Annotated in this window: 24 protein-coding genes and 1 other RNA gene; 12 read left to right on the top strand and 13 right to left on the bottom strand. The window is 49.6% G+C overall.

Features of this window, described 5'->3' with window-relative positions; all coding sequences use genetic code 11:
- The 3 genes from IQ260_RS08475 to IQ260_RS08465 form a co-directional block, all read left to right on the top strand.
- The coding region (locus IQ260_RS08475) for a 5-(carboxyamino)imidazole ribonucleotide synthase (RefSeq protein ID WP_193992623.1) at positions 1–926 on the top strand (926 nt) is incomplete at its 5' end.
- Positions 927–1,010: 84 nt separating this feature from the next.
- A non-coding RNA gene (ssrS, locus tag IQ260_RS08470) (6S RNA) lies at positions 1,011–1,194 on the top strand.
- A gap of 106 nt (positions 1,195–1,300) precedes the next feature.
- Positions 1,301–1,774, top strand: coding sequence for a hypothetical protein (locus IQ260_RS08465; RefSeq protein ID WP_193992621.1), 474 nt, complete (start codon positions 1,301–1,303; stop codon positions 1,772–1,774).
- 23 nt (positions 1,775–1,797) lie between these two features.
- Here the strand turns inward: IQ260_RS08465 and IQ260_RS08460 are convergent, their stop codons facing one another.
- Positions 1,798–2,382, bottom strand: a complete 585-nt coding sequence (locus IQ260_RS08460; RefSeq protein WP_193992619.1) for a DUF2808 domain-containing protein — start codon at positions 2,380–2,382, stop codon at positions 1,798–1,800.
- A gap of 178 nt (positions 2,383–2,560) precedes the next feature.
- On the opposite strand from IQ260_RS08460, the gene IQ260_RS08455 reads away from it, so the two are divergent.
- Complete coding sequence (locus IQ260_RS08455; protein WP_193992617.1) at positions 2,561–3,400, top strand: class I SAM-dependent methyltransferase; 840 nt, start codon at positions 2,561–2,563, stop codon at positions 3,398–3,400.
- 38 nt (positions 3,401–3,438) lie between these two features.
- On the opposite strand, the gene IQ260_RS08450 is transcribed toward IQ260_RS08455, so the two are convergent.
- Entirely contained in the window at positions 3,439–4,374 is a 936-nt protein-coding gene (locus IQ260_RS08450; protein WP_193992615.1) for a ribosomal protein L7/L12, read from the bottom strand.
- A gap of 476 nt (positions 4,375–4,850) precedes the next feature.
- Between IQ260_RS08450 and IQ260_RS08445 the strand changes: the two genes are divergently transcribed.
- The 6 genes from IQ260_RS08445 (at position 4,851) to IQ260_RS08420 (ending at position 10,389) form a co-directional block, all read left to right on the top strand.
- Positions 4,851–5,006 (top strand): hypothetical protein, encoded by a 156-nt coding sequence (locus IQ260_RS08445; RefSeq protein WP_193992613.1) that lies wholly within the window; start codon positions 4,851–4,853, stop codon positions 5,004–5,006.
- Between the two features lie 178 nt (positions 5,007–5,184).
- Positions 5,185–6,375, top strand: a complete 1,191-nt coding sequence (locus IQ260_RS08440; RefSeq protein WP_193992612.1) for a BMP family ABC transporter substrate-binding protein — start codon at positions 5,185–5,187, stop codon at positions 6,373–6,375.
- Positions 6,375–7,454 (top strand): ABC transporter permease, encoded by a 1,080-nt coding sequence (locus IQ260_RS08435; protein ID WP_193992611.1) that lies wholly within the window; start codon positions 6,375–6,377, stop codon positions 7,452–7,454. Before IQ260_RS08440 ends, IQ260_RS08435 begins: the two co-directional genes overlap by 1 nt.
- 2 nt (positions 7,455–7,456) lie before the next feature.
- Positions 7,457–8,404, top strand: a complete 948-nt coding sequence (locus IQ260_RS08430) for an ABC transporter permease (RefSeq protein WP_193992610.1) — start codon at positions 7,457–7,459, stop codon at positions 8,402–8,404.
- A gap of 85 nt (positions 8,405–8,489) precedes the next feature.
- Positions 8,490–9,671, top strand: coding sequence for an aldo/keto reductase (locus IQ260_RS08425; protein WP_193992609.1), 1,182 nt, complete (start codon positions 8,490–8,492; stop codon positions 9,669–9,671).
- A 109-nt stretch (positions 9,672–9,780) separates the two neighbouring features.
- Positions 9,781–10,389 carry a Uma2 family endonuclease gene (locus IQ260_RS08420; RefSeq protein WP_193992608.1) on the top strand — a complete coding sequence of 203 codons (609 nt, stop codon included), beginning with the start codon at positions 9,781–9,783 and terminating at the stop codon, positions 10,387–10,389.
- Positions 10,390–10,581: 192 nt separating this feature from the next.
- Here the strand turns inward: IQ260_RS08420 and IQ260_RS08415 are convergent, their stop codons facing one another.
- The 6 genes from IQ260_RS08415 to IQ260_RS08390 all read right to left on the bottom strand — a co-directional run bounded on the left by IQ260_RS08415 (position 10,582) and on the right by IQ260_RS08390 (position 16,416).
- Complete coding sequence (locus tag IQ260_RS08415) at positions 10,582–11,283, bottom strand: HupE/UreJ family protein (RefSeq protein WP_193992607.1); 702 nt, start codon at positions 11,281–11,283, stop codon at positions 10,582–10,584.
- A 197-nt stretch (positions 11,284–11,480) separates the two neighbouring features.
- Positions 11,481–11,924 (bottom strand): cyanase, encoded by a 444-nt coding sequence (gene cynS / locus IQ260_RS08410; protein WP_193992606.1) that lies wholly within the window; start codon positions 11,922–11,924, stop codon positions 11,481–11,483.
- Between the two features lie 62 nt (positions 11,925–11,986).
- A complete protein-coding gene (locus IQ260_RS08405) occupies positions 11,987–12,883 on the bottom strand; it encodes an ABC transporter ATP-binding protein (protein WP_322744921.1) in 897 nt (298 codons plus the stop codon).
- A complete protein-coding gene (gene ntrB / locus IQ260_RS08400; RefSeq protein WP_193992605.1) occupies positions 12,880–13,731 on the bottom strand; it encodes a nitrate ABC transporter permease in 852 nt (283 codons plus the stop codon). Before ntrB ends, IQ260_RS08405 begins: the two co-directional genes overlap by 4 nt.
- A gap of 33 nt (positions 13,732–13,764) precedes the next feature.
- Positions 13,765–15,402: a CmpA/NrtA family ABC transporter substrate-binding protein gene (locus IQ260_RS08395; RefSeq protein ID WP_193992603.1), complete on the bottom strand. Its 1,638-nt coding sequence runs from the start codon at positions 15,400–15,402 to the stop codon at positions 13,765–13,767.
- A gap of 234 nt (positions 15,403–15,636) precedes the next feature.
- On the bottom strand, positions 15,637–16,416 hold the full coding sequence (locus IQ260_RS08390) for a response regulator transcription factor (RefSeq protein ID WP_193992601.1): 780 nt from the start codon (positions 16,414–16,416) through the stop codon (positions 15,637–15,639).
- A gap of 130 nt (positions 16,417–16,546) precedes the next feature.
- Between IQ260_RS08390 and IQ260_RS08385 the strand changes: the two genes are divergently transcribed.
- Positions 16,547–17,752: a PAS domain-containing sensor histidine kinase gene (locus IQ260_RS08385; RefSeq protein ID WP_193992599.1), complete on the top strand. Its 1,206-nt coding sequence runs from the start codon at positions 16,547–16,549 to the stop codon at positions 17,750–17,752.
- Between the two features lie 183 nt (positions 17,753–17,935).
- Here the strand turns inward: IQ260_RS08385 and IQ260_RS08380 are convergent, their stop codons facing one another.
- The 4 genes from IQ260_RS08380 to IQ260_RS08365 all read right to left on the bottom strand — a co-directional run bounded on the left by IQ260_RS08380 (position 17,936) and on the right by IQ260_RS08365 (position 22,539).
- Positions 17,936–19,552 carry an ABC transporter substrate-binding protein gene (locus tag IQ260_RS08380; RefSeq protein ID WP_193992597.1) on the bottom strand — a complete coding sequence of 539 codons (1,617 nt, stop codon included), beginning with the start codon at positions 19,550–19,552 and terminating at the stop codon, positions 17,936–17,938.
- A 233-nt stretch (positions 19,553–19,785) separates the two neighbouring features.
- Entirely contained in the window at positions 19,786–20,952 is a 1,167-nt protein-coding gene (locus IQ260_RS08375) for an acyl-CoA dehydrogenase family protein (RefSeq protein ID WP_193992595.1), read from the bottom strand.
- Between the two features lie 318 nt (positions 20,953–21,270).
- The gene (locus tag IQ260_RS08370) at positions 21,271–21,813 is read right to left on the bottom strand and encodes an OsmC family protein (protein WP_228015732.1); all 543 of its coding nucleotides are present in this window, start codon (positions 21,811–21,813) and stop codon (positions 21,271–21,273) included.
- A gap of 138 nt (positions 21,814–21,951) precedes the next feature.
- Positions 21,952–22,539, bottom strand: a complete 588-nt coding sequence (locus IQ260_RS08365; RefSeq protein ID WP_193992593.1) for a TetR/AcrR family transcriptional regulator — start codon at positions 22,537–22,539, stop codon at positions 21,952–21,954.
- 303 nt (positions 22,540–22,842) lie between these two features.
- Between IQ260_RS08365 and IQ260_RS08360 the strand changes: the two genes are divergently transcribed.
- Positions 22,843–23,067, top strand: coding sequence for a type II toxin-antitoxin system RelN family antitoxin (locus IQ260_RS08360; protein ID WP_193992592.1), 225 nt, complete (start codon positions 22,843–22,845; stop codon positions 23,065–23,067).
- A gap of 199 nt (positions 23,068–23,266) precedes the next feature.
- On the opposite strand, the gene IQ260_RS08355 is transcribed toward IQ260_RS08360, so the two are convergent.
- Positions 23,267–24,198: hypothetical protein (locus IQ260_RS08355; RefSeq protein WP_193992590.1), on the bottom strand; the 932-nt coding region annotated here is incomplete at its 5' end.

Genomic DNA, 24,198 nt, shown 5'->3' with positions numbered 1-24,198 from the left:
TTCTAGAACAGCAGGGCGTTCAGTTTTATCCCCAGCTGCGCTGTTTGGAACCCTTGCTGGATAAGTTCGATCAGCGGCTGTACTGTCAGCGTTTGGGGCTGCCCTCCCCCCAGTTCGCTACGCTAAATTCAGACGCTGATCTGCCCCAGTTGGAAAAGACGGTTACTACGGTGGGGTTGCCATTGGCCCTTAAAACTCGACGCCATGGGTATGACGGTCAGGGCACATTTATCCTCAAAGATTTAGATGCAGTCCGTGCCACCTGGGCCAGTCTGGAATATCAGCCGATTTTGCTAGAAGCGTTTGTCCCCTTTGAGCGAGAGCTAGCGATTATGGCAGCCCGCTCAAAGGCTGGGGAAATTGCCCTCTATCCTGTGGTTGAATCCCAACAGATTGATCAGGTTTGTCGACGGGTGATTGCTCCAGCTGATGTGGGCGATCGGGTGCGGCAGCAGGTTGCCCACATTGCTACAACTCTGCTGTCATCACTAGATGTGGTGGGGATCTGTGGGATTGAGTTATTTCTCACCGCTGATGACCAGGTATTAGTCAATGAAATTGCTCCCCGCACCCACAATTCAGGTCACTACACCCTGGATGCCTGTAAAACGTCCCAGTTTGAACAACAGCTGCGGGCTGTCAGCGGTTTACCCCTGGGATCGTCTGAGCTTAACTGTGCTCAGGCATTGATGGTCAATCTTCTGGGGTTTGAAACCTCTAGTTCAGACTACGGTGAACAGCGGGCGGCATTATCGGCCTTACCCAATGCCCATCTCTACTGGTACGGCAAAGGTGAATCCCGACCGGGGCGAAAACTGGGGCATGTGACCTTGACGTGCGATCTCACCTACCCCCCCAACGAACTCAATCAGCTAATTCGTCAGGTAGAGGCATTATGGTACGGAAAAAGGTCTGATTTGAAATAGTAATTAAGGTGTACAAAACCGCTCAATCATCCCTATCGATCCCCCCTTGTCGATTTACCAGGACAGTTGGTTATGATGACGTTAGTTTCACTACGGCGTTGGTGACTGCCAACAATGTTTCTTGATCTATGCTTTTCTCTTAAGGGCATCGAACAGGATTGCGGTGGCAGTATACCGGGCTTGTACCCGGAAACTATAAATCGCAGCCACGGGCCCACCTGGATTTTCCAGGTCAAAAACTGAGGTAAGACGGCGTTGCGGTGAAACGTTTAAGATTTGAAAAGCTCTTGATCATTAGATCAAGAGCTTTTTGCTGTGGGGGCCACTATCCGGTAGTATTAGAAATATTGTTATGGGTACATATATACTATCCCATGGTCCAGTACACAATTCCCCAAAGTCCTGAAGATGTATTGATTACCATTTCTGGTCGCGACTCGGCTAAAGCCCGTGAAAAGGCGATGGATCAGCTTTTGGAAATGATGGGTAATGGTGAGCTAGCAGCTGACTTGGATGATGGCTTTACCCCAAAGGATTTTATTGAAGTGAAAGAACACAAGACAGAGCCCACAGCTGAAGAAAATGAAGTGGTTGATGCAGTCCAAGTGCTCAGTAACTTGGCCAATTTAAAGATGAAGGTGCAAGGATCCCGTAGTGAAGCCCTAAAGGTTAGAGACCTAGTGGACTTACTATTTACGGATGATGTGATTGATGAAGAGCAGCTGGAAGAGTTAAAGAGCGGTTTCAAGGTTCTGAAAACGTTTGCCCAGAGTAATCTGCGCTATCGTGATGCCCGTGCCAATGCCGAAGATGCGCGCAAAATTTTGGATTCAGCCCTAGGCAAGTAGGTGGCATCCTAACCTGCCCTACCCTATCGGTAAATACGCTGGTCGCGGTCATTATCAATAAAGTTCAGTCGGCCATGGCCAGCAATGTGGGATTGCGGCTGATCTCCCTCAGGGACAGCGGTAACTCGAAATACATAAACGCCACCTAAGCGTGGGTTTCGTCGGGGTCTAAGGCCAATGGTGACCACGCTACCTGGGGTCACAGGTGGATCTAGCTCTACAGTAACGGCCCTGGTTTCCTCATCCATAGAAACATTGCCCACGCCTAGCTCACGTTGCATATCACCTGGGGTGCCTTCAAAAACCATGGTTTTTTCGATATGGTAAGGCTGTAGATAGCGTGTCAGATTTTGTGGTGCGATCACAACCCGCTGCAGCGATGCATCGGCATCGGCAGGCAGATCGAGGGTAAAGAAGTAGGTGGCATTGCGCCGCATGACATTGTTGCGGGTGGTGTAGGCGTTGAGAAATTGAGGCGGTCGCACAAAGGCCGTGGTCCCATCTGCTAGCTCAATAGCCTGGGCTGTTGGGGTCAGAGTAGGAGCTATAGCTGTGACTGTCCCGATGGAGAGGGCTACCCCCATGGCTATGTAACGGGTGGTATTCATGGTCCTTGTCCTTGTTTACCGATACCTCCATTATGGAAAAAATTGTTTGAATTGTGGGCATAGCAGGATCTAAGAACAGACAACAACAGATAAAAGAGATTGTCTATCCTATTTTAGTGACAAGGTCAGGTCGCATTGGCTCATAAGATGGTGATGCCTCTATCTATCTAAAATCACCATGCAATCTGCCAAAATCTCCATGCCCTATTTTGATATTCTGCTAGAGCAGCTGAGGTTGGGTAACCCTGCTGTACAGAAAGCTTTTGGTAGGCATGTTCACTGGGGCTATTGGGCTGACCCTAATCAGGCGGATGGAACGGTGGAAGATTTTGCGATCGCAACCGAAAACCTCTGCCAACGGGTTTATAAAGCAGCCGGAGTCAACGAATACGACCGATTACTCGATGCTGGCTGTGGCTTTGGCGGCACCATTGCTAGCCTGAATGAACAGTTCCAAAATCTAGATATTATCGGATTAAACATCGACCCGCGCCAGCTATCGGTAGCCCGACAGACGATACAACCCCTGGATAATAATCGTATTGCCTTTGTTGAAGGTGATGCCTGTCAGCTGCCATTCGACGATAATTCGATGGATGTTGTCCTGGCCGTAGAATGTATTTTTCATTTTCCCAGCCGGGAGATATTTTTCCAAGAAGCCCAGCGAGTTTTAAAGACTGGGGGGCGTTTGGGCATTTGTGATTTTGTTTCTGCGCCGCTTTTTAAAGCATTACAACAGCTGCTGGCTATGTTTACAGACCCGATAATTTCCAGCACATTTGGTCGCGCCGATAGCTGTGTCACCCTGGCGGACTATCAAGCACTAGGCCAGAAAACAGGGCTGCAGCTCACTGCCCATGAGGACATTACTCGTAACACGTTACCCACCTATCCTGTTGTATGCGATGTGTTTAGGCAAACAGCCTCTCTCAACGCAATTCAGGATGTCGCCGCTGTGGGCAAAATTAGTCAGATAGGGCTTTTACGCTATATGATCCTGAGTTTTGTTGTAGTGTGATGATTGTAGACAGATCGATATCTGACAATCAATTTCCATCAAAAAGGAAAATCACACTCAAAGGTTTTCTCCAGATAATGTTTGGCTTCTTCTACTGACATCCCTGTGCGACTCTGAACCAGAGTAATTGCATCTATATGCTGCCTTTGAGATAACAGTTTCTGAAGTGTTTCACTAACTGGGCCACGGTCTGTAACCTTCAGTGGCGCAACATCAGGGTAATTGTCGATATACTCCTTAGAGTCTTTGAGACTCCAGTTTGTTACCATTCGCACCAGCTTAATCGCCCCAATCTTACGACCTTCTGCCAACAATATACGAATACGATCGTTAACAGTATGACGGTCGATATCAAAGGATTCTAGGGCTGACTGATGATTGTCGGCTATGGTCGAGTTGTAGCTGAATGTAAACGATGCCGGATTAGGGAATCTTTCCACATAGTCTTTAGCTTGTTTTAGCCCCCATCCTTTGGTTTCTCGCACCAACTTGATGGCGCTGACTTTTTGGTGTTTTTTCAGAAGATCCCTAATTTGGTCGTCCAGATTTTTTTCTTCCGGGGAGTCTTCAACCTCAGGGCTGTTGGCCTGAGGCGTCAGCGGCGCAAGATCGGGATACGTTTCTACATAATCTTTAGCTGCTTTTAGTCCCCATCCAGTGGCAGAACGGACTAATTTTAGGGCTGCAATGTTTTGGTTGCTTTGCATCAACGACCGTACTTGGTCTTGGATGTTGGATTTTTCAGTTACACCGGCCTCTAGGTCTGCGGTCGGCAGCTCGTAGTCAACCTTTGGGGGCGTAGGCTGGGGCAAGGGCGCAGACGGTAGTTCTGCTGGCAGCTGGTGGGCAGGATCGTCATAATCATCGGCACGTTTCTTGGGGGCATTGGCCGCTGTTGCGCCCTGTTTGGGCTGTAGGGCGAGCCAAATGATGATTAGGATGAAGAGTGCGATCGCAACATAAATTATGACCATATCCTATCGCCCTCAAAACTATCTAAAATCAGCTGCAGTATTCTACAGAACATTACCCATTATCGACTCCATGACCATCAGCCTGAAAGGCATTCGATACACTAGGTAATATGCGATTCATCAAAAGCTGCGATATTTTGCCAGCGCCCAAAACACTCTCAGGAGAAAACATCCTCTCTGGACTAGTTTTCAATCTGAATGTAATTTATCCAGACTGAAAAGACTGAACTCTTTTTCTAAGAACAGGAACAGTCCCTAAATCAGTCCATTAAAGACTTTACGACTGTAGCAATGAAAAGTGGGACCAGTTTGTTAGTGACCTAAAGGCGGCAAGCAACCGGGTGGAGCGGGCTGTAGATACAGCTTGGAAAACGCTTACGGCAGAAATGCCCAGTGTATAAGTTGCCTGTATCGGGATAGATCTGATGCTATCCCGACGAAATGCCTACGCCCCTAATCAACATAGGAGAACACTAATGGCTACCTATCCTTGGAAAATTGAACGACTTGCGATCGCATTCCTGGCCACTTTCATCATCGCCGATCTGTGGCAACATCCAAGACTGTCCTCTGGAGTCATTGTGACCACCTTGTCAAAGGTTCAAGAGACCCTTGTAAATTCCCCTAACTAAACCTATCGCCTCGCGTTACTAAACCATTGTCCCGTCCAGAAGCCTGCTGATTAGGTCGGTACCGCATAAAAGAATAAGCCGATCCGTACAAATAAGGTGGCGAAACTGCAGCATTGGATACAACGCAAAGGCAGACTTTTCTCAATGCTGAAGGGTAACCATTGCCAGGAAAACCTCCATGTCCCCTCGCCGTTCCCTCCGTTTTTCTCGTCGTCAGATCATCCGTGGATTGTTGGCAACGACGGCTTTTGGTGCAGCTACGAAACTAAGCGCCTGCACCCCTGCCTCCACGGATTCTACAGACGCAGCCGAGGGCGGTAGCGCTGCATCGGACGAGATTGTGGTGGGCTTTATCTACGTGGGACCAAAGGATGACTTTGGCTATAACCAGGCCCACGCCGAAGGGGCAGCGGCCATGGCAGAGGTAGCAGGTATCAAAATCATCGAAGAAGCCAGCGTCCCTGAAACGACGGCGGTGTTGGAAACCATGCGCAGCATGATCGAAATTGATGGGGCTACCGTGCTGTTTCCCACCTCTTTTGGCTATTTTGACCCATATATTTTAGAACTGGCGACTGAATTTCCTGAGGTGCAGTTTTTCCATGCGGGCGGTCTGTACCAGGATGGGGTACACCCGGATAATGTGGGCAGCTACTTTGGCTATATCGATGAGGCCCAGTATGTGGCCGGGGTGGTTGCGGGGCACACGTCTAAGACAGGCAAACTGGGCTTTGTAGCGGCCAAGCCCATTCCCCAGGTGCTGCGCAATATCAATAGCTTTACCCTAGGGGCAAAATCGGTTGATCCGGCGATTACCACCCAGGTAATTTTTACCGGTGACTGGGCACTACCGGTGAAAGAAGCTGAGGCTACTAACAGTATGGCGGACCAGGGCATTGATGTGGTTACCTGCCATGTGGATAGCCCCAAGGTGGTGATGGAGACTGCTGAAAAACGCGGCATCTTTAGTTCTGGCTACCACGCTGACCAGAGCCCGCTGGCTCCGGAGGGCTATCTCACAGGGGCTGAGTGGGACTGGGTGAGTATCTATACCTTTTTGGGTGAACAGTTTGTTGCGGGTAAATCCTTGATGGCGGGGGACATTGACCACATTCTACGGGGTGGTCTAGCGGATAACTTTTGTAAGCTTTCGGCCTATGGTTCAGCGGTCAGTGATGAAGCTAAAGCCGATGCGGACGCAGCCAAGGACAAAATCCTCAAGGGTGAGCTGGTGATCTATGAGGGTGAACTCAAGGACAACACGGGCAAGTCGATTTTGTCGGCGGGTGAAAAGTATGAACAACAAAATATTGAACTGGAGAAAATGGACTGGCTGATTGAGGGTGTCAAGGGCAGCATCGCCGGCTAATGGTCAGTCTTTCTCGACGGGGATCTGAGCAGTGGCTTAGATCCTTAGAAGCCGTTGTGCTACCGGTGGCGGCCCTCGCTGTCGCTCTAATTATATTTGGTTGTTTTTGTGCTTTGGCCGGGGCGAATCCGTTTGCGGTTTATGGCTCGATTTATAAGGCGGCCTTTGGCCGGTGGAGTGCCTGGCAGAATACGCTAATTCGAGCCGCTCCCCTGATGCTGACGGCTCTGTGTACGGCCCTGCCTGCCCGTTTGGGTCTGGTGATTATTGGTAATGAGGGCGCTTTGGTCATGGGGGGCCTGGCGGCAGTAGTAATGGGACTGAGCGTCGGGGCATCTTTGCCGCCTCTGGTGGCGCAGGGGGCGATGGCGATGGCGGGCATGGTGGCGGGCGGACTGTGGATTATGCTGGCGGGGGCACTGCGACACTATCGCGGCGTGAATGAGACGATTAGCAGTTTGTTGCTGAACTATATTGCGATCGCACTCATGAACCACCTAGTCCAGGGTCCCCTAAGGGATGCCAGCTTTGTCACTAAACCCTCGTCCGCCGAACTAGATCCCAGCATTTGGCTCGGGACCATTCCTGGCACCCGCATTCACTTCGGCCTGTTTTACGGTCTAATCGTCTGCATCCTGGCCTACTACCTGATTCAGCGCACCACCTTTGGCTTTGCCGCCCGGACGGCAGGGGGCAACGTCCGTGCCGCCCGCATCGCCGGGCTACCCGTAGGCAAACTGACCATGGCCGTTTGTTTTTTGGGGGGCTCAGCCGCCGGATTAGCTGGCATGGTAGAAGTGGCCGCTGTCCAAAAGCGCATTAACGAATCGCTGGTGTCCAACTACGGCTATGCCGGAATTTTGGTCGCCTTTGTCTCTCGCCATAATCCATTGGCAACAATCTTAGTAGCAATTTTGCTCGGCGGCATTCTCGCCAGCGGCGGCATTCTCCAACGTGCCCATGATCTGCCCGACGCTACAGTTCTAGTCTTTCAAGGCATTGTGTTTCTATGCGTCTTATTTAGCGACTCACTCTACGGCAAACTGCCCTGGTTTAAAGCAACAGCAAAGGGAAATTAGACATGGCAACAGAATCACTGGGTCTATGGGGGATCCCGCTAGGGATTATTGCAGGCACGCTGCGAGGCAGTGCGCCGTTTTTGTTTGTCAGCCTGGGGGAATGCCTGACCGAAAAAAGCGGCAAAATCAATCTGGGTTTGGAAGGAACGCTGCTGATGGGGGCCATGAGTGCCTACGGGGTGTCCTATCTGTCCCAAGATTTAGTCGGCTCCTTTTGGGCACCGTGGCTGGGGGTGCTGGCCGCAGGTCTATCAGGTATGGCCCTGGGTGCTGTCCACGGCTGGCTATCGCAACAGCCTCGGGTCAACGATGTAGCCACCGGCATCGCCATGATCATTTTTGGTAGCGGTCTGGCGTTTTTCCTCGGAAAACCCTTTATTCAACCCCAGGCACCGCAGCTGTTTACCTTTGACTGGGGCAGCTGGAGTACGCTGCCACCAATCCAGGCGGCACTGAAGATTAGTCCATTATTTTTATTGGGGGTGGTCATTGCCCCCTTACTCCACTGGTTCTTTCGCTACACCCGCTGGGGCCTTTACATTCGCGCCGTTGGCGACAGTCCCCAGGCCGCCCGAGCCATGGGCATTTCCACCTTCAAAGTACGCATGTTTAGCATTGTTGCTGGCAGCTTTCTCGCTGGCATTGGCGGTGCCTGTCTATCGCTTTACTATCCGGGGGTGTGGACCGAGCGCATCTCCAGCGGTCAGGGACTGATGGCCGTCGCCCTGGTGATCTTTGCCAAGTGGAATCCGATTCAATGTCTGTGGGCGTCGATGCTATTTGGTGGTGCCCAGGCTATTGGCCCCGCATTTCAGTCAGTGGGGATTGATTCTTACTACTATTTGTTTAATGCGGCTCCCTATATTCTTACCCTGTTGATTATGGTAGTGACCTGTTCGCCGCAGCGAACGCTGGTGGGGTTGCCAGGGGCATTGGGTAAGGAGGATTAGGCCCAACTGAGTGATTCAGCCCATATCTTGAGTGATAATTTGTAAGGAATACTAATCAAGGAATAGATCCATTATTAGCGATCGCATGCAATATCGTCGATTGGGACGTACAGAATTACAAATGCCGGTGTTTTCCTGCGGTGGCATGCGGTACCAGCACTCCTGGAAAGACACTCCGCAATGGATGATTCCAGCCAAAAATCAGGAAAATCTAGATGCCACCATCCATCGAGCTGTAGAGCTGGGCATTAACCATATCGAGACCGCACGGGGCTACGGCACATCAGAAATACAATTGGGTAAAGTGCTGCCCTCATTTGATCGAGATCGCATCATCGTTCAAACCAAAATCACCCCTCGGCAAGATCCCAAAGAATTCCTGGCCACGTTTGAAAAATCCATCAAAAACCTGCAGCTAGACTATGTAGACCTGCTAGGTATCCACGGCATCAACACCCATGAACTACTGGACTGCACCCTGCGTCCCGGCGGCTGTATGGATATCGTGCGCGACCTGCAGCGTCAGGGTCGGGTGCGCCATGTGGGCTTTTCCACCCACGGTCCCACCAATGTCATCGTTGACACCATAAATACGGGCCAGTTCGACTATGTGAATCTGCACTGGTATTACATCCTGCAGCTGAACTGGCCCGCCATCGAAGCCGCCCAAAAGCAAGATGTGGGCGTATTTATCATCAGCCCGTCGGATAAGGGCGGGCATCTGTATGCACCGCCGCCAAAGCTGGTGGATCTGTGTGCGCCCCTCAGCCCCATGGTGTTTAATGATTTGTTCTGCCTCAGCCATCGCCAGGTGCACACCCTCAGTTTAGGAGCGGCCCGTCCCAGCGACTTTGACGAGCATATGAAAGTGTTGCCGCTGTTGGACCAGGCCGATGAGACGCTGGCACCGATTTTGGAGAAGCTGGAGAAAAGTGCGATCGCAACCCTGGGTGAAACCTGGTACAAAACCTGGGATGTGGGCCTACCCAAGCCCGCCGACACCCCCGGCGGCCTGAATATTTACATCATGCTGTGGCTGGGCAACCTGATGGATGCCTACGACATGACCGAATATGCAGCGGCCCGCTACAACCTGCTTGGCGGTGCCAGTCACTGGTTTCCCGGTGCCCGTGCCGACAATCTAGCCTCATTAGATCTGCGCCGCTGTTTGGAGCACAGCCCCCATCAGGATGTGATTCCCCAGCGGCTAGCAGAAGTCCACAACCGCCTAGCCGGAGCCAAAGTAAAGCGCCTGTCAGAATCTTAAACTAGGCGCGGACGAGAATACAAAAGCAGGTATTAACGCATCATAAAAGATCGACAGATTAAGATAAAGACTATGGGTTCCAGGCTGACCTTTATACGGAAGTAAAATAATGGTTCAAAATATTCCTAAAGCATTAACCTTTGAGGAATTTACGGCTCAATACGGAGACGATACTCGCTACGAGCTAATTGATGGGGAACTAGTAGAGATGGAACCAACTAGGCCCCATGAGCAGGTCACTGGATTCGTAAACCTACAGCTGAACCTGGCTATTGCTCAGCTCAAACAGCCCTATTTTATTCCTATGCGGTGTCTGATCAAGCCATTAGGTCCTGTTTCAGCATTTAAGCCCGATGTAGTTGTGTTAGATCGACCTGCCCTTGAGGCTGAATCCCTGTGGCAACGTGAACCCATCATCACGCTAGGAACGTCAGCCAAACTTGTTGTCGAAGTGGTTAGTACTAACTGGCAAAACGACTATGCCCGTAAGTATGATGATTACCAAGCCATGGGCATTCCAGAATACTGGATTGTTGATTATCTTGGCCTAGGCGGAACCTATTTCATTGGCTCTCCAAAGCAGCCGACCGTTACCATTTGCAATTTAAAGAACAATCACTACGAGATGAATCAGTTCCGTCAAGGCGAGACTTTAGTATCCTGCGTTTTTCCGGAAATCTCCTTACAAGCAGAACAGATCTTTGCAGCAGGTAGTTGAAGTAGGGTGGCGTTATAAACAATAAAAAGGGTCAAAAAAAGCGGCGCTTCTAGTCCAGGTAGAAACGCCGCTGCCGTTGGATGAGAGTCAGCCCTAACAAGATCGATAAAAATTCGATGCTCAGTAGAGGATGACTGGAGTGAGTAAGGGCGGTAAAAGGAAAAGACCGAACGCTTTGCCCAGTATCGACAGCTAACCGATAACAACGGATGACAGAAACGCTAAACCAATACCAGCCAGGGTAAATCCAGCAAACCTCAGGTTTAGATTTAGCGAAGGTAGTGCTGTAGACCGCTTGACTACATTACTACCAATGAAAGCAAACAGTAGGGTAATTGCCATCTGGATGCCAGCAAACCCAATCAGATAGGCGGCCATGGGTGTTGGTTCTGCACCAAAAATGCCTTCGCCATAGGCAAAGCCATGAAAAACACCAGCCAATGCTGCCAACGAAGCAACCGTAGCCAAATTGAGCTTGTTACCCATGGCTAAAATCACACCAAAGGCTAGCACTGAAGCCGAGATCACAAACTCAGGTGCGGGTAAATCCAACGACATCAGATGAATGGCCGTTCCCGCCAGGGAGGCCAGCACAAACATAATTGGAATCAGCACACCCTTGGGGCGAGTAGCCGCAATCAAACCGGCGGCAATTACAAACGCCAGATGATCCAAACCGATGACCGGGTGACCTACCCCTGACATCAGCCCTTCAAAAAAATTAGCGGGTAAGCGACCACCCAACGGATGATGTGCCAGAGCCGGGGCAGCTGCTAGCGACAGCATACCCGTTAGCACCATCAACCCAAGAAATGCCCGACCCAGGTGGTTAAACGTGGCGGCAAACAGCTTTGGGAGAACACCAGAAATTTTGGAAAAATTAGGGGCTAACATGAAACCTTCCAAAGGAAAAATTAAAGACAAAAGTGGCGAAACTAGACGTTGAGGCGTAGGGGGTAGACTCAACGTCTAGTAGTGAAAGGGTGTCAGTAAGAGCTTTGTCTTTACAGAAAAGCTATTGACAAAGTAGCTTACCATGTCCGATTTACCACGGCCTGTAGGGTAAGAAAAGGTAACTTACGCCGTCTGATTTACCACTTCTTATAGGGCAAGAATTTGCCACACATGATCACCTTGACCCGATCACCTTTGGGATTTTCTTCCCTCTCCACGTCAATGGAAAAGTCAATGGCACTCATGATGCCATCGCCAAACTTTTCATGGACAACGGCCTTAACGGGTACGCCATAGACCTGCATAATCTCATAGAAGCGGTAGATCAGCGGATCTGTGGGTACTAGAGGATCTAAACCACCTTTCATCGGACATTCGGTCAGATATTCTACAAATTCTGACCCCATCCCCAATGCTTCTACGATTTTGGTGGCTTCTTCTTCAGAGGCGCTGGCCTGACGATAGAGTACCGACGCAATCCAAACTTCGTCATAGCCGAGCTTGGCTTCTAAATCGGCAAATGATAACCCTTTGGCCTTTTTAGCGGCAAGAAACTTGGTGGAAATCTCAGAAATAGCCATACCTAAAATCACCTCGATTGCAATAATTAAAAGGGAAAACGCTTACAGGAAATTCGCTCCGGCTAACGCCGGATGCGTGATTCCTCTACGGCACGGGTCTCACGGAATAAATGACGCTCCATCTCGGCCTTTAAGTTGTGATAGGCCGGATGCTGGTCGATGGTTTCTCGATCCCGTGGTCGTGGGAACGGGACTTCTAGAATCTCATCAACGCGGGCCGCAGGCCCTCGGGTCATCATGACGATGCGGTCCGACAGCAGCAGGGCTTCTTCGATGCTGTGGGTAATCATGATCACGGTCTTGCGCTGCTGTTCCCAGATGCGCTCAACTTCGCTTTGCAAAAAACCACGTGTGAGGGCATCTAGAGCCCCAAAGGGTTCATCCATCAGCAAAATCTGAGGATCGATGGCCAACGCACGGGCGATACCCACCCGCTGCCGCATGCCGCCTGATAGTTCGTGGGGATGCTTTTTCTCAGCCCCTTCCAACCCCACCAGCTGAATCTGTTCTTTGATATTACGGGTCAGCTGTTTTGGCGATAGTTTTGGATAAACAGTCTCGACCGCGAATCGGATATTCTCTTCAACAGTCATCCAGGGCATGAGGGCATAGTTTTGAAACACCATGCCACGGTCAGGCCCTGGCCCTTGAATGGGTAAACCGTTGAGTAAGATTTCTCCTTCGCTAACGTCCGATAGACCGGCCACCATATTTAGCAGTGTGGATTTACCACAGCCCGATGGACCAATAATCGAGACGAAGGTGTTGGGTTCGATATCTAAACTGATATTCTCAATGGCAACAAAATCACGGGATGTTTTACCCGACAGCCGACTAAAGATATCTCTCTTGCCCGCAAATATTTTAGTGACATTACGAATGGAAAGCTGGGCAGAGAAAAATTCAGGTTGAGGAGACACGGCACCATTAGACAAATAATCGACGGAAGCAACGCTCACGCTTTACGCCCAAATGCAACAAATTTTTCTAGGGCACCAAAAATGTTATCCAAGATTAGTCCCACTAGACCGATGATAAAAATAGCGACCAAAATATTTGGAATATAAAGGTTGTTCCACTCATTCCAGATAAAGTAGCCTAATCCAGTCCCTAGGAGCATCTCTGCGGCTACAATCACCAACCAGGAAATGCCCATGCTGATGCGCAATCCAGACACAATGTTAGGCAATGCGGCTGGAATAATCACCTTAAAAACGGTACGCAATCTGGATGCTCCCAGGGTTCGAGAGACATCCAAATATTCTGGATTGACATTGGCAACACCAAAGGCTGTATTGATCAGCGTTGGCCACATACTAGAGATTAAGATGATAAAAATCCCAGTTTGTTCTGAGTCACGAAAGATATATAGACCTAGGGGTAGCCAGGCCAAGGGAGAGACCGGCTTTAGCAGCTGAACATAGGGATTAAAGGCTTTGTAGGCAACGGGTGAAATGCCAATCAGGATACCGAGGGGAACCGCTATTATCGATGCCAGAAAATAACCAATCGCCACCCGTCGCAGGCTAATCAGCAGATTCCAACCAATGCCCAAATCATTGGGACCATTATCAAAAAACGGATGGGTACTCCACCACCAAAGTTCTTGTAGCGTTTTAGACGCTGTTGGCATCCCTTTGGCAAACAGCTTTAAGTTAGCGCCAATCTCCCAAAAAGCTAGGAATAAAACTAGCGAAATAATAAACAGCCCCAATGCTTTGGTATTCTCATTTATCCAAGGAGCACTGGCTTTTTTATTACTAGCTTGAGTCTTTCTTTGCGCTGGCTTGGGCTTAGTTAAGGTCATGTAGGTTGCACCTCCAATGTCAGACTGATTGGTTTAGACACCATTTTTATCAATCTGCTCTTTAATATAAGCTGCTGGGTCGGCGGGGTCAAAGGTGTCAAATTCAAGCGTCTCAGTGCGATAGATGTCATCCGGTGTATCAAGCCCTACTTCCTGGGCTAGCTCTCTAGCTAGGTCGGTCAAGAAAATATCCTTGCCAACTTCGTCATAGGTGTCGCTGGTAATCACCTGGGCGGCTTTGCCATCTCCTTGTAGATCCCAACGGACCAATTGAGACGAAATCCAATTGGCAAAGCTCTGCCAGGGATAGGGGTCAAAGTCGATGCGATCCGGCACACTTAGGGTATTACCCTGACCGTCTTCGAAATTACCCGTCAGTACGGCTTCTACAACTTCCACCGGCTGATTTAGGAACGCTCTCTCAGAAATTGCCTCAGCAATTTCAGGACGGTTGGCCGGGTCCCTGGCATAGCCAGCGGCGTCAATAATGGACTTGTTGAGGGCCCTAAAGGTGTTGGGGTTGGCATCAATCCATTGGTCACTGGCGGCAAAGGCACAGCAGGGATGGCCTGGCCAGAGATCCTTAGTGAGCTTAAAGATAAATCCGGCCCCTTCATATACAGCCCGCTGGTTAAAGGGATCGGGCATGAGATAGGCGTCAATGTCACCGGCCACCATCTGGGCAATGCTGTCCGGTGGGGGGACGGGGCGAATCTTCACATCCACATCTGGATCAATACCCCCCGTGGCCAGGTAGTAGCGCAGCAGCAGATTGTGCATGGAATAGGGGAATGGCACCCCGATGGTGAAGCCTTTGAAGTCTGCTGGGCCGTTGATTTGACCCTTATATTTTTCCGCTATGGTGATGGCCTGACCGTTGATATTCTCGATACTGGCAAGCTTCACCCCAAAGGCGGCGGAACCTAGACCCAAAGTCATGGCGATGGGCATGGGAGCCAGCATGTGGTAAGCATCTAGCTCGCCGGCAATGGCCGAGTCGCGCACCGCTCCCCAGCTGGGCATTTTCACCACTTCTGCATTGAATCCATACTTAGAGTAGAACCCTAGAGGCTCCGCCATGATAATGGGGGTGGCGCAGGTAATGGGAATAAAGCCAATCTTGAGGTTGGTTTTCTCCAGATTCGACGTGTCCACGGGTGCTGCGTCATCCACGGCGGCGGGTTCTTCGGGCTTACCACCGCAGTTGCTCAGGGTAACCAGGGCAGCGCCAATGGCCAGGTTCTTGAGAAACTCTCGTCGGGTAAAGCTGCTGTTGCGAATGGCGTCGTTAAAGAACAGTCCGGCCTGGGGGCCAAAGGCGGCGGCAAATGCATTTTCAATGCCCCCTGCCTGCTCGGCTAGGGCTAGAACCAACCGCTCCCGCTTTGGATCGCCTCGACCTGCTGTTTTGAGCAACAGGGTTTTACGTAGCTCATAGGCGTTGACGCTATCGGCGGCCCGTAGCTGTTCGTCCTTGTAGAGACCCATTTTGACGATGTCCCCCACCATGTCCACCGGGTCCTGGGGCATAGTTTGCAGAAACTCCCAGTGGGACATGGTTAGGTGGGCTCCACCGCAGATGATGCAGGCCATCTGAAAATCGGTGAGGTTACCGCGATCGCAATTTAGATTGTCCCATTTTTGAGCGGTTTGGGGGGATGTGGACACCATAGGAGTACGCACCTTAGCTAGCGTTGACTGCAAAAATCAAAAATACTTTTATTTATTGATAGCCACGTCCAATTTCTTTCTGGTATGGCCGCCCGGGCATGAACAACGTGTATTCGCGGGGTTCGATAGTCTAATTTATACCAATCCTATCCAGGGATTACATTGGACTATTTTTTGAAAAACTAGGACTTTTTGACTCTTTTTGTTGTTGACAGGGTAGTTTTGTTGCGATTGTTACAAATTGGGTTGTTTACGCCAGGCCTGGGGTGTCACTCCGTGTAGTTTACGAAACTGTCGAGTAAAGTAGCCTGCATCGGCATAGCCGATGGATTCAGCAATGTGTTTAATCGATTCAGCAGTGCTGGTCAAGAGCTGACGGGCCTGGGCCATGCGGCGTTCAATAATCCATGCTTTGACGGTGCGCCCGGTATGACTTTGGGACAAATTGGTTAAGTAGGCGGGAGAATAGCCGACGGACTGGGCTACATCGGTCAGGTTTATAGACTGTTGGTAGTGGGCTTCGATAAAGTCAAAAACCGCTGTCAGACGCGGACAGTCCGGAAAAATTGTTTCGGCGGCGATGGCCTGCTGCTGGGGGTCAGGAGAATTGATAGGGGGCGAGTGCAGACTGCGCTTGAAGTCTTCTTGGCGTTTGAGTCGCGATGCGATCGCATCTAAAAAATTCTCCACCGTGCAGGGTTTTGTCAAATAATCATCTGCGCCTAGGGTCATTCCCTGGCGCAGGTCCGACATCGTCACCTTAGCCGTCAAAAAGATAAACGGAATTGACGCCGTGACGTCATTTTTCCTCAGCGATGTGAGCACATCATAGCCATTCATATCAGGCATCATAATGTCACACACCACCAAGTCAGGCTGATGTTGTGTTGCCAATCTCACCCCTGTAGAGCCATTTTCAGCTCCGATGCCTTTAAACTTTTCAAATTTTAAACAGCGGAGAAAAATTTCTCTTGTTTGGGCCTCATCTTCAATGACAAGAATCGTTTTTACCATCGCCTCTACCATCTACGATGAAGATAAAATCATCTCAGCGAAGATAGCGTCTATACACGTCTCTATATTAAATGCTTAAAGGTTTTTAGCATTGATCGTGGTGTAGTGCACTACAGTCTTGAGCCCCTTTATGACATTACGCGATTCTAGTTCCCTTTCCGATCACCAGGCCCTGGCCACCCTGCGCCGCCAGCATCAGCTAATTCTCAACGCGGTGGGAGAAGGGGTATATGGCTTAGATTTACAAGGCATTGTAACATTCGTAAATCCGGCAGCGGCTGCCATGATCGATTGGGAGATGCAGGATTTAGTCGGTCAGTCGATGCATCGCGTGCTGCACCATTCTCACGCTGACGGCAGCCCCTATTCAAAAGAATGTTGCCCTATCTATGATGTATTGCACAGAGGCCATATACAGCGGGTAACCGACGAGGTATTTTGGCGTAAAGACGGCACCTGTTTTCCAGTGGAATATATCAGCACCCCCATGCATGACGAGTCTGGGGAGCTGATTGGAGCGGTGATCACCTTTCGAGATATTAGCCAGCGTAAGTGGGCCGAAGCGGTCTTACAACAAACCAATGAAGACCTCGAATTCAAGGTCCAGAGACGGACGGCAGAACTCTATGCAGCCAATGAACGACTGCGGGAATTAAGTCAGTTAAAGTCTAGATTTGTGTCTATGGTTTGCCATGAGTTTCGCAACCCCATGAACAATATTGCTCTATCGGTCTCGTCTCTAAATCGCTATGAGCAACAATTATCGCCATTACAAAAAAATCAGTATTTGTTAGCCATTAAAGAAAACGTTGAGCGCATGACTCAGATGATTGACGATATTTTAGTGCTAGGCAAGTTAGACGCCAGGCGGCTCTGCCTAAATCCTGAACCGCTAAATCTAGTTGATTTTTGTCGTAATCTTTTGTCTGAGTTAGCCTCAGAGCAGATACAGCTAGAATTTATTGGACGCCACAAGCCTCTAATTGCCAAGCTGGATCAGACGCTGTTGCGTTCAATTTTGACCAATATTTTGGCCAACGCCATGCGCTATACGCTAGATGGTCAGCCCGTGAGTCTAGCGTTATCTCGCCACAAGGATCGGGCCGTGTTTGTGGTCAAAGACAGCGGGTTGGGGATTCCACCGGAGGATTATCCCTATCTATTTGAGCCGTTTCACCGGGGTAAGAATGTGAGTAATATTCCAGGAACTGGCTTGGGTTTAAGTATTGTTAAGCAGTTTGTGGATTTTCAACAGGGAGATATTCAGGTAAAAAGCCGGTTAGGAGCAGGGACCACCTTTAAGGTAGCGTTGCCGCTCTCGGTATCCATAGAGTGATTGTTCTAGCGAACCATAAAAGCCAGGTTAACTCATATAGATGTTGAAAAACAGCGAGTAAGGCTTGAAGAAAAGCTGCACGCGCTGTAGAAAGGGACCATTGGTTATAAATAAAAAATCGAGGGATACTGTCTGACAACAGCCCTCGATTTTTTGTATTAGAGAATCGCGTGACTAACTATCCTAAACCCCAAACTTATCAATTTGATTTTTCAAGTAATCTTCCGCATTGTCTGGATCAAAGTCGCCAAACTGCATCTTCTCAATGCGAGTAATCTCTTCCGGTGCATCCACACCCAGTTCCTTAGCTAGCTCACGGGCCAGGTCCGTCAAGAAGAAGTCTTTACCACCGTCGGCAATCTTGTCGCCAGAGGTGTAGTCCCAACGCACTAGCTGGGTGGTAATCCAGCTGGCAAAACTCTTCCAAGGATAGGGATCAAAGTAAATGCGATCGGGAATGTCAAAGGAGTTGCCCTGGCCGTCGTCAAATTTACCGGTCATCACCGCTTCTAACACCGGCAAAGGCTGGTTGAGATATTCGCGAGGAGCAATAGCAGCTGCAATCTCCATGCGATTAGCGGGCTGATTGGCATAGGTGGCCCCGTCGATGATGGCCTTATTCAGCGCCCGGAAGGTATTGGGATTCTCATCAATCCAGTTCTGGGCGGCGACAAAGGCACAGCAGGGGTGACCGGACCACAAGTCCTTGGTGAGCAGATGGATAAAGCCGATGTCATCTTGTACCACCCGCTGGGTAAAGTTGTCGGGCAGGATAAAGGCGTCGATCTGACCGGTGGACATTTTTGCGATCGCATCCGGCGGCGGCAAAATCAACAGCTTCACATCGTTATCGGGGTCCAGACCGCCTGTGGCTAAGTAATAGCGCAGCAGCAGGTTGTGGTTGGAATAATCATAGGGAATACCGATGGTCATGCCCTTAAAGTCGGCAGGACCGTTGACCGCACCCAGGTGTTTCTTAGCAACGGCGATACCCTGACCATTATTGTTCTCAATGCTGGCCAGCTTCACTGAGAAGGGCGTAGAGCCTAGGCCCAGGGACATGGCGATGGGCATGGGGGCCAGCATGTGGTAGGCATCGAGTTCACCTGCGATCGCAGCGTCCCGGACCACCGACCAGCTAGAATACTTCATCAGTTCCACATTCAGACCCTGCTTCTCATAGAAGCCCAACGGCTTCGACATGATGATGGGCGTTGCACAGGTAATGGGTAGAAACGCTACCTTCAGGTCAGTCTTCTCCAGTGCTCCAGTTCCCTTAGCTTCTGGATCATCGGTAGTCTGGGCAGCTTGCTCAGGGGTATCAGCACAGTTGGCCAACGTCACCAACGCTGCACCCACCGCGACATTTTGCAAAAACTTACGGCGCGTTACCTGGCTGATGCGCTTAGCATCTGTAAAAAACTCTCCAGCCTTAGGTCCAAAGGCGGCACTAAACGCCTGATCTAAGCCACCCGCCAGCTGAATCAAATCTCGAACCAGCTTCTCACGGTGGGGTTTACCCTGACCGACCTTACTAATAAATAGGGCCGTACGCAGCTCAGCCTGGCTAATGGCATCTGCAGTCTCAATGGCCGATGGCTGATACATCCGCATCTTGACCAGATCGTCGATCAAGTCAGCCGGATTCTGGGGCATCTCAGCCTCAGCCATCAAGCGCCAGTGATCTTGGGTGGAATGAAAACTTCCACAGATAATGCAGCGTGTGGCGACGGCGCTAGCCTCTCCCTGCTGACAAGAGAGGTTATTCCACTGGCGGGGCTGACCAGAGATCGAGACCATATTGGGTTTTTGCGTAGATGCTAAGTGACCTTATTAGAGCTGCTATTATATCTGTTTTTTGTATCAAGACATACTGTTTTGACAGAGTTTAAGTTCCGTTACAGTCTGCTGAGTTGGCACCTACATATAGGTGCCAACTCACTGCACACGGGCAATCTGACGGATTAAGCTGCCAACCCTTTACACAGTCTATGCATAGTGAGGAGCTTGTCCCATAGGGGGCAAGACCCATCCTAGGCAACCGATAGGGCCGTTTGCTTCATATCAGCCAGCATCTTTTTCAGATGTTTTAACGCCGGGGTCACAATCGCCACAAAATAAGCTTCCCGCAGCTTGCGCTCAGCCGGACTGCCGTGTACATAGCCCCTAGCACCCACGTGGAGCATGGCCGCTTGCGAGGACCGCAGCGACAGTTCTGAGGCCGTCACTCGGGCTTGAATAATTTCACGAGTCAGCTGGGGGTCAGCCACACCTGTACACTCATTGAGCTGGTCAGCCAACCGATAGGTACGCTGACGCGCCATTAGCAAATCGGCATTGAGGTCTTCGACCTGGTCGTCCAGGTACTGGTTCACATGACCCAATCGCTTGTTAGAGCGTCTCATCAGCTCAATGCAGCTGTCAGTAAGTCCTAAGCCCATGCCCACCTGGGTCAAAATAAAGCCAGGACGAATACAGGCCACATAGTCTTCGCAGGGGGAGGCTAACACCCACTCATCCGGCACAAACGCATTGCGAAACACACAGCTGTAGGTGCCTGTACCCTCTAGGGCAATAAAGTGGGCATTGAGCCGCAGGGACATGCCCTCTAGCTCATCAGAAACAATGGCCATCATGTACTCTTCAGAGTCCGCCAGTTTAGCAGCCACTCCAAAATAGTGACCGGGTCCCAGATTAGACACCCAGGGCAGCATGCCGTTGATCACATAGCCGCCGTCCACACGCTTTGCCGTCAGGGCGATTTTCTCAATGTCAGCAAAGTGCTTCATCGGGTTGGATAGCCCCGTCCCAGCCAAAATCTGCCCCGACGCTATTTTGGGGAGCATGAAATCCTTCAGACCCCTATTGGCAGTATTTTGCAAATACCAGGTACAGGCCACCTGACACCAGGCAATAAAACCAGTGGAAAGACAGTCTTTAGAAATTTCTTCAAGACTCTGGACAGCCGCCTTCAATCCTTTTCCAGTCCCTTGATGGCTGGCTGATACCGCATGGGCAAAGGCATCGGCTTCGCCTAAGCGATGCATAATCTGATCCGGATACTCTCCCTTTAGATCAATATCCTGCACCTTGGGCGTCAGCACTTGATTAATGACAGTGCGCAGGTTGGCAATGGCTGGGTCTGTCCCTAAGGTTTCCAGGCATGTCTCACGACTTGGTGATTTTGAAACAGTTTGCATGGCGATGCTGTATATGAATGAATTTGATGTATATGAATGGCTGATAGTGCTGGGCGTGATGATCGCTAGGTGTGCAGCAGTTTCCAATAGCATTGTGCCCTTAACCCTAGGAACGGGCTTTAGCCAAAGGGGTTTCGACCATTTGCTCAATGTACCGAAACCCCTTGCCAATAACTTTTCCCTAGTCAGCAGGGAGGCTAAAGAGCGGACAGCTTTCTGAGGTTTACTCTCTCTCTACTTTTACATTCATCAACCAAGGGTGCAAAGTCGAGTGCAGCCAGCTCTTAGCTTTATGTCAGTTTAAGCCAATCGCTCAAATTAAACCGTTGAAACCGATACCGGCATCGGATTGCTCAAGGTGGCAGACACTGGCGACCAGGTGTTGGCATGGGCCACCATTTCCTCTAGCACAGACCGCTCAGCATCACCGTCGATGTCGACCTTAACCCGCACGTCGGTAAAGCCAATCTGAGGCTTTTCTAATTCCCCTGTACCCCAGGTACTAACAATATTGATATCCCCTTCTAGGGCGATTTCTAGCTTGGTCAGGGTGACACCTTTGGCGGCAGCGTTGGCTTGAATGCCCACCACCAGACAGGAGCCTAATGCACCAAGGACGATCTCAGAGGGGTTGGGGGCGGTATTGTCACCGAGCAGCACGGGGGGCTCGTCAATGACAAAGGCATCTAAATCACGGGCGTAATTGAGGCTACGAAATTTGCCAGTACAGACCGTTTTAACCTTGAGGGTTTTATCGGCGGGGTTAGCTTTGTTCTTAGCGGCCAATTCTGTCAGGCCATCCTGGGGAATGGGGGTAAGCGGTGCACTCACCTCGGCGGTCGTGGTAGTTGCTTCGGCCATGGTTATATCCAAATAGAATGATCACTCTATTTAAGATACAAGAAACTTCTAAGAGGTGGAAGGAAGATGTTAGGACTTGGCCACACTGAGACCGGCTGAGACCGATAGCACCAGTGCCAAAACTAGCTGCCCATTTACCTAAATGAGTGCTGTCTTCAATGTCTGTCGGGCTAAGTCAAATCCTCGCTTTAGCTGGGCCTCACTGCGATGTAGCTTGCCCATCAGCATGGCACCTTCGATGGCGACAATTAGCTGTGCGGCTAGATGGTCTGGATTGATGCCGTGGTGCAGTTGGGGGCTGGCCTGCTGTAGCATCTGTGCGATCGCACTCTCCCACTGACCAAACACCTGCATAAGATGCTCGTGAAACGAAGGATCTTGTTCCACTAGATCAACAATTAAATTGCCTAACAAACAGCCGCCACATTTAGGCTCTTTTAGCTGTTTCTCTTCTAGACGATCCAGAATCCAAAAAATCTGCTCAATGGGGTTATTGCTCTGAGAAGCTGAGGGCTCTAATACATGGGTCTGGAGCTGAGACCATTCAAAGTCGATCAGCGCATGGCCTAGCTCGTGCTTTGATCGAAAGTAATTATAAAAACTACCTGCCGATGCGCCGCTGACTTCAAATAGTTTGCTTAATCCTGTGGCTGTTAGTCCCTGGCGATGAACTGTGTTGACGACTGATTTTAAAATGTCCTCACGGGTGCGTTTGAGGTTGGCCATGGAAGCTACGGGATGACAGATTCACCCAGTATATCTTTCTGGGTGATGTGAGGCTGGCTGTGGCTTCGCTCCGTCAGCGGGAACGATATATAGTAGAGGGCTGAGCGGAGTCGAAGCCCGATCTACAGCGATCGTACTGACGCTATTGAAACTTATGAAACAGCTGACAATTGCTCGGTCCATAAGCCATCATAAAATCAAACTCATTCTCTAGCTTTCCAGGAGTTTAGGCCATGGTCATTCAACATCGGAAAACTAGGCGATGCCTTTTTTGAGCCGTTACCTGAAGAGGCACTCCAGCATATGAAAGCCATTGAAACCACAGCAGTCATAAATGAGAGTGGACAACTGACTCTTGACTGTAATCTGGATTTTACCAAACCCCAACGAGTACGCCTCATCATCCTAATTGATGAAACCAACGAGTCCGACCCCGACGAAACTCCGACTCAGGAAGTAATCGAGGGCATCCAGCAAGGGTTGCAGGAGGCTCTAAGTGGACAAACCCTGCCGCTCTCTGCCATGTGAGAGGGCGTTGAAATGGCGATCGCACAGTACGAGCAGGGTCAGCAAGTGGATGATGACTCTACGCTTTAAGATATGTCTGAAAAAGGAAATTATTCGTTATCGAGAACTTCCTAGAAGTTTGGGCAATGCTCATTCAACAGATTATGAAAGAACTCTAATCCTTACCCGAAGAGAAACTAGCAGAAATTGATGGTTCTAGCTATCTACAATTAGAGAACCTGTCCCTAACCTCTTTAAGCTTAGGTTGAACATCATTTTCTCTCATATATTCTAAACTGATCGCATTGATACTATGATGTGGACCTCTTAATCGATTGTCAAATATTGCAGCAAATTTGCTTGCAATTTCACGTCCTAGCAAATACAAGGTTGAACCAATAACATCTTCCTCAGGAGCAAAGAAAAGAATAAATACCTCATTTTCATCAATAATTACAAGCTCGTAATCGTGATAACTTGAAGTCAAGTAGATATTAAAATCTTTTCCAAGAAAGCAATCAAAAAACTCTTCAATATCCTGAATTTTTTCACACTCATTGACTGCGATTATTCGATCGTATTTTTCCAAGGGCTTGTAATCGTTCCTACCTAAAACCCGATCTTTGATGGCTTCCCAATAACGGGGATATTTATTGATGATAGACGCAGGTGAAAAACGTGTTGCACGAATAATTCCTTTAGCTCTATATGTACCAGCAATGAGAGCCTCAAAGGCTTCTTTTTCACCTTCAATATAAATATAATTTCCTTCTGAGGTAGACCAGATTTGTTGAAATAGCCTAGAAATTTCTTCGATTTTTGGAAAATTTAAACTCGATAGTCCACTTACTCTTTCTAGAATATCTTCTAGTAGATCACGATCTGCTTTTGTAACATCTATTTGGCTATTTTCTTCTTGTTTTTGAAGTGCCTTGTTGATGTCAATATCAAGTGTTGGCCACGTCAGTCCATGAGAATCTCGTAGATCTCCTCGCTCTCGTTGAAGATCGCTAGGCAATAACTCATTTAGATCTCTCAATAAAGAGTAAAAGTCCTCACTATTGAAGCGTTTTACCTGGAACTGACGAATTGATGAGTGAATATTTGAAATCATCACATCATCAAACAAGATCGGAATGATGCGACTATCGT

This window comes from Leptolyngbya cf. ectocarpi LEGE 11479 (assembly GCF_015207065.1).
Taxonomy (GTDB): domain Bacteria; phylum Cyanobacteriota; class Cyanobacteriia; order Phormidesmidales; family Phormidesmidaceae; genus Leptothoe; species Leptothoe ectocarpi.
This window is presented reverse-complemented; position numbering and strand designations above follow the sequence as displayed.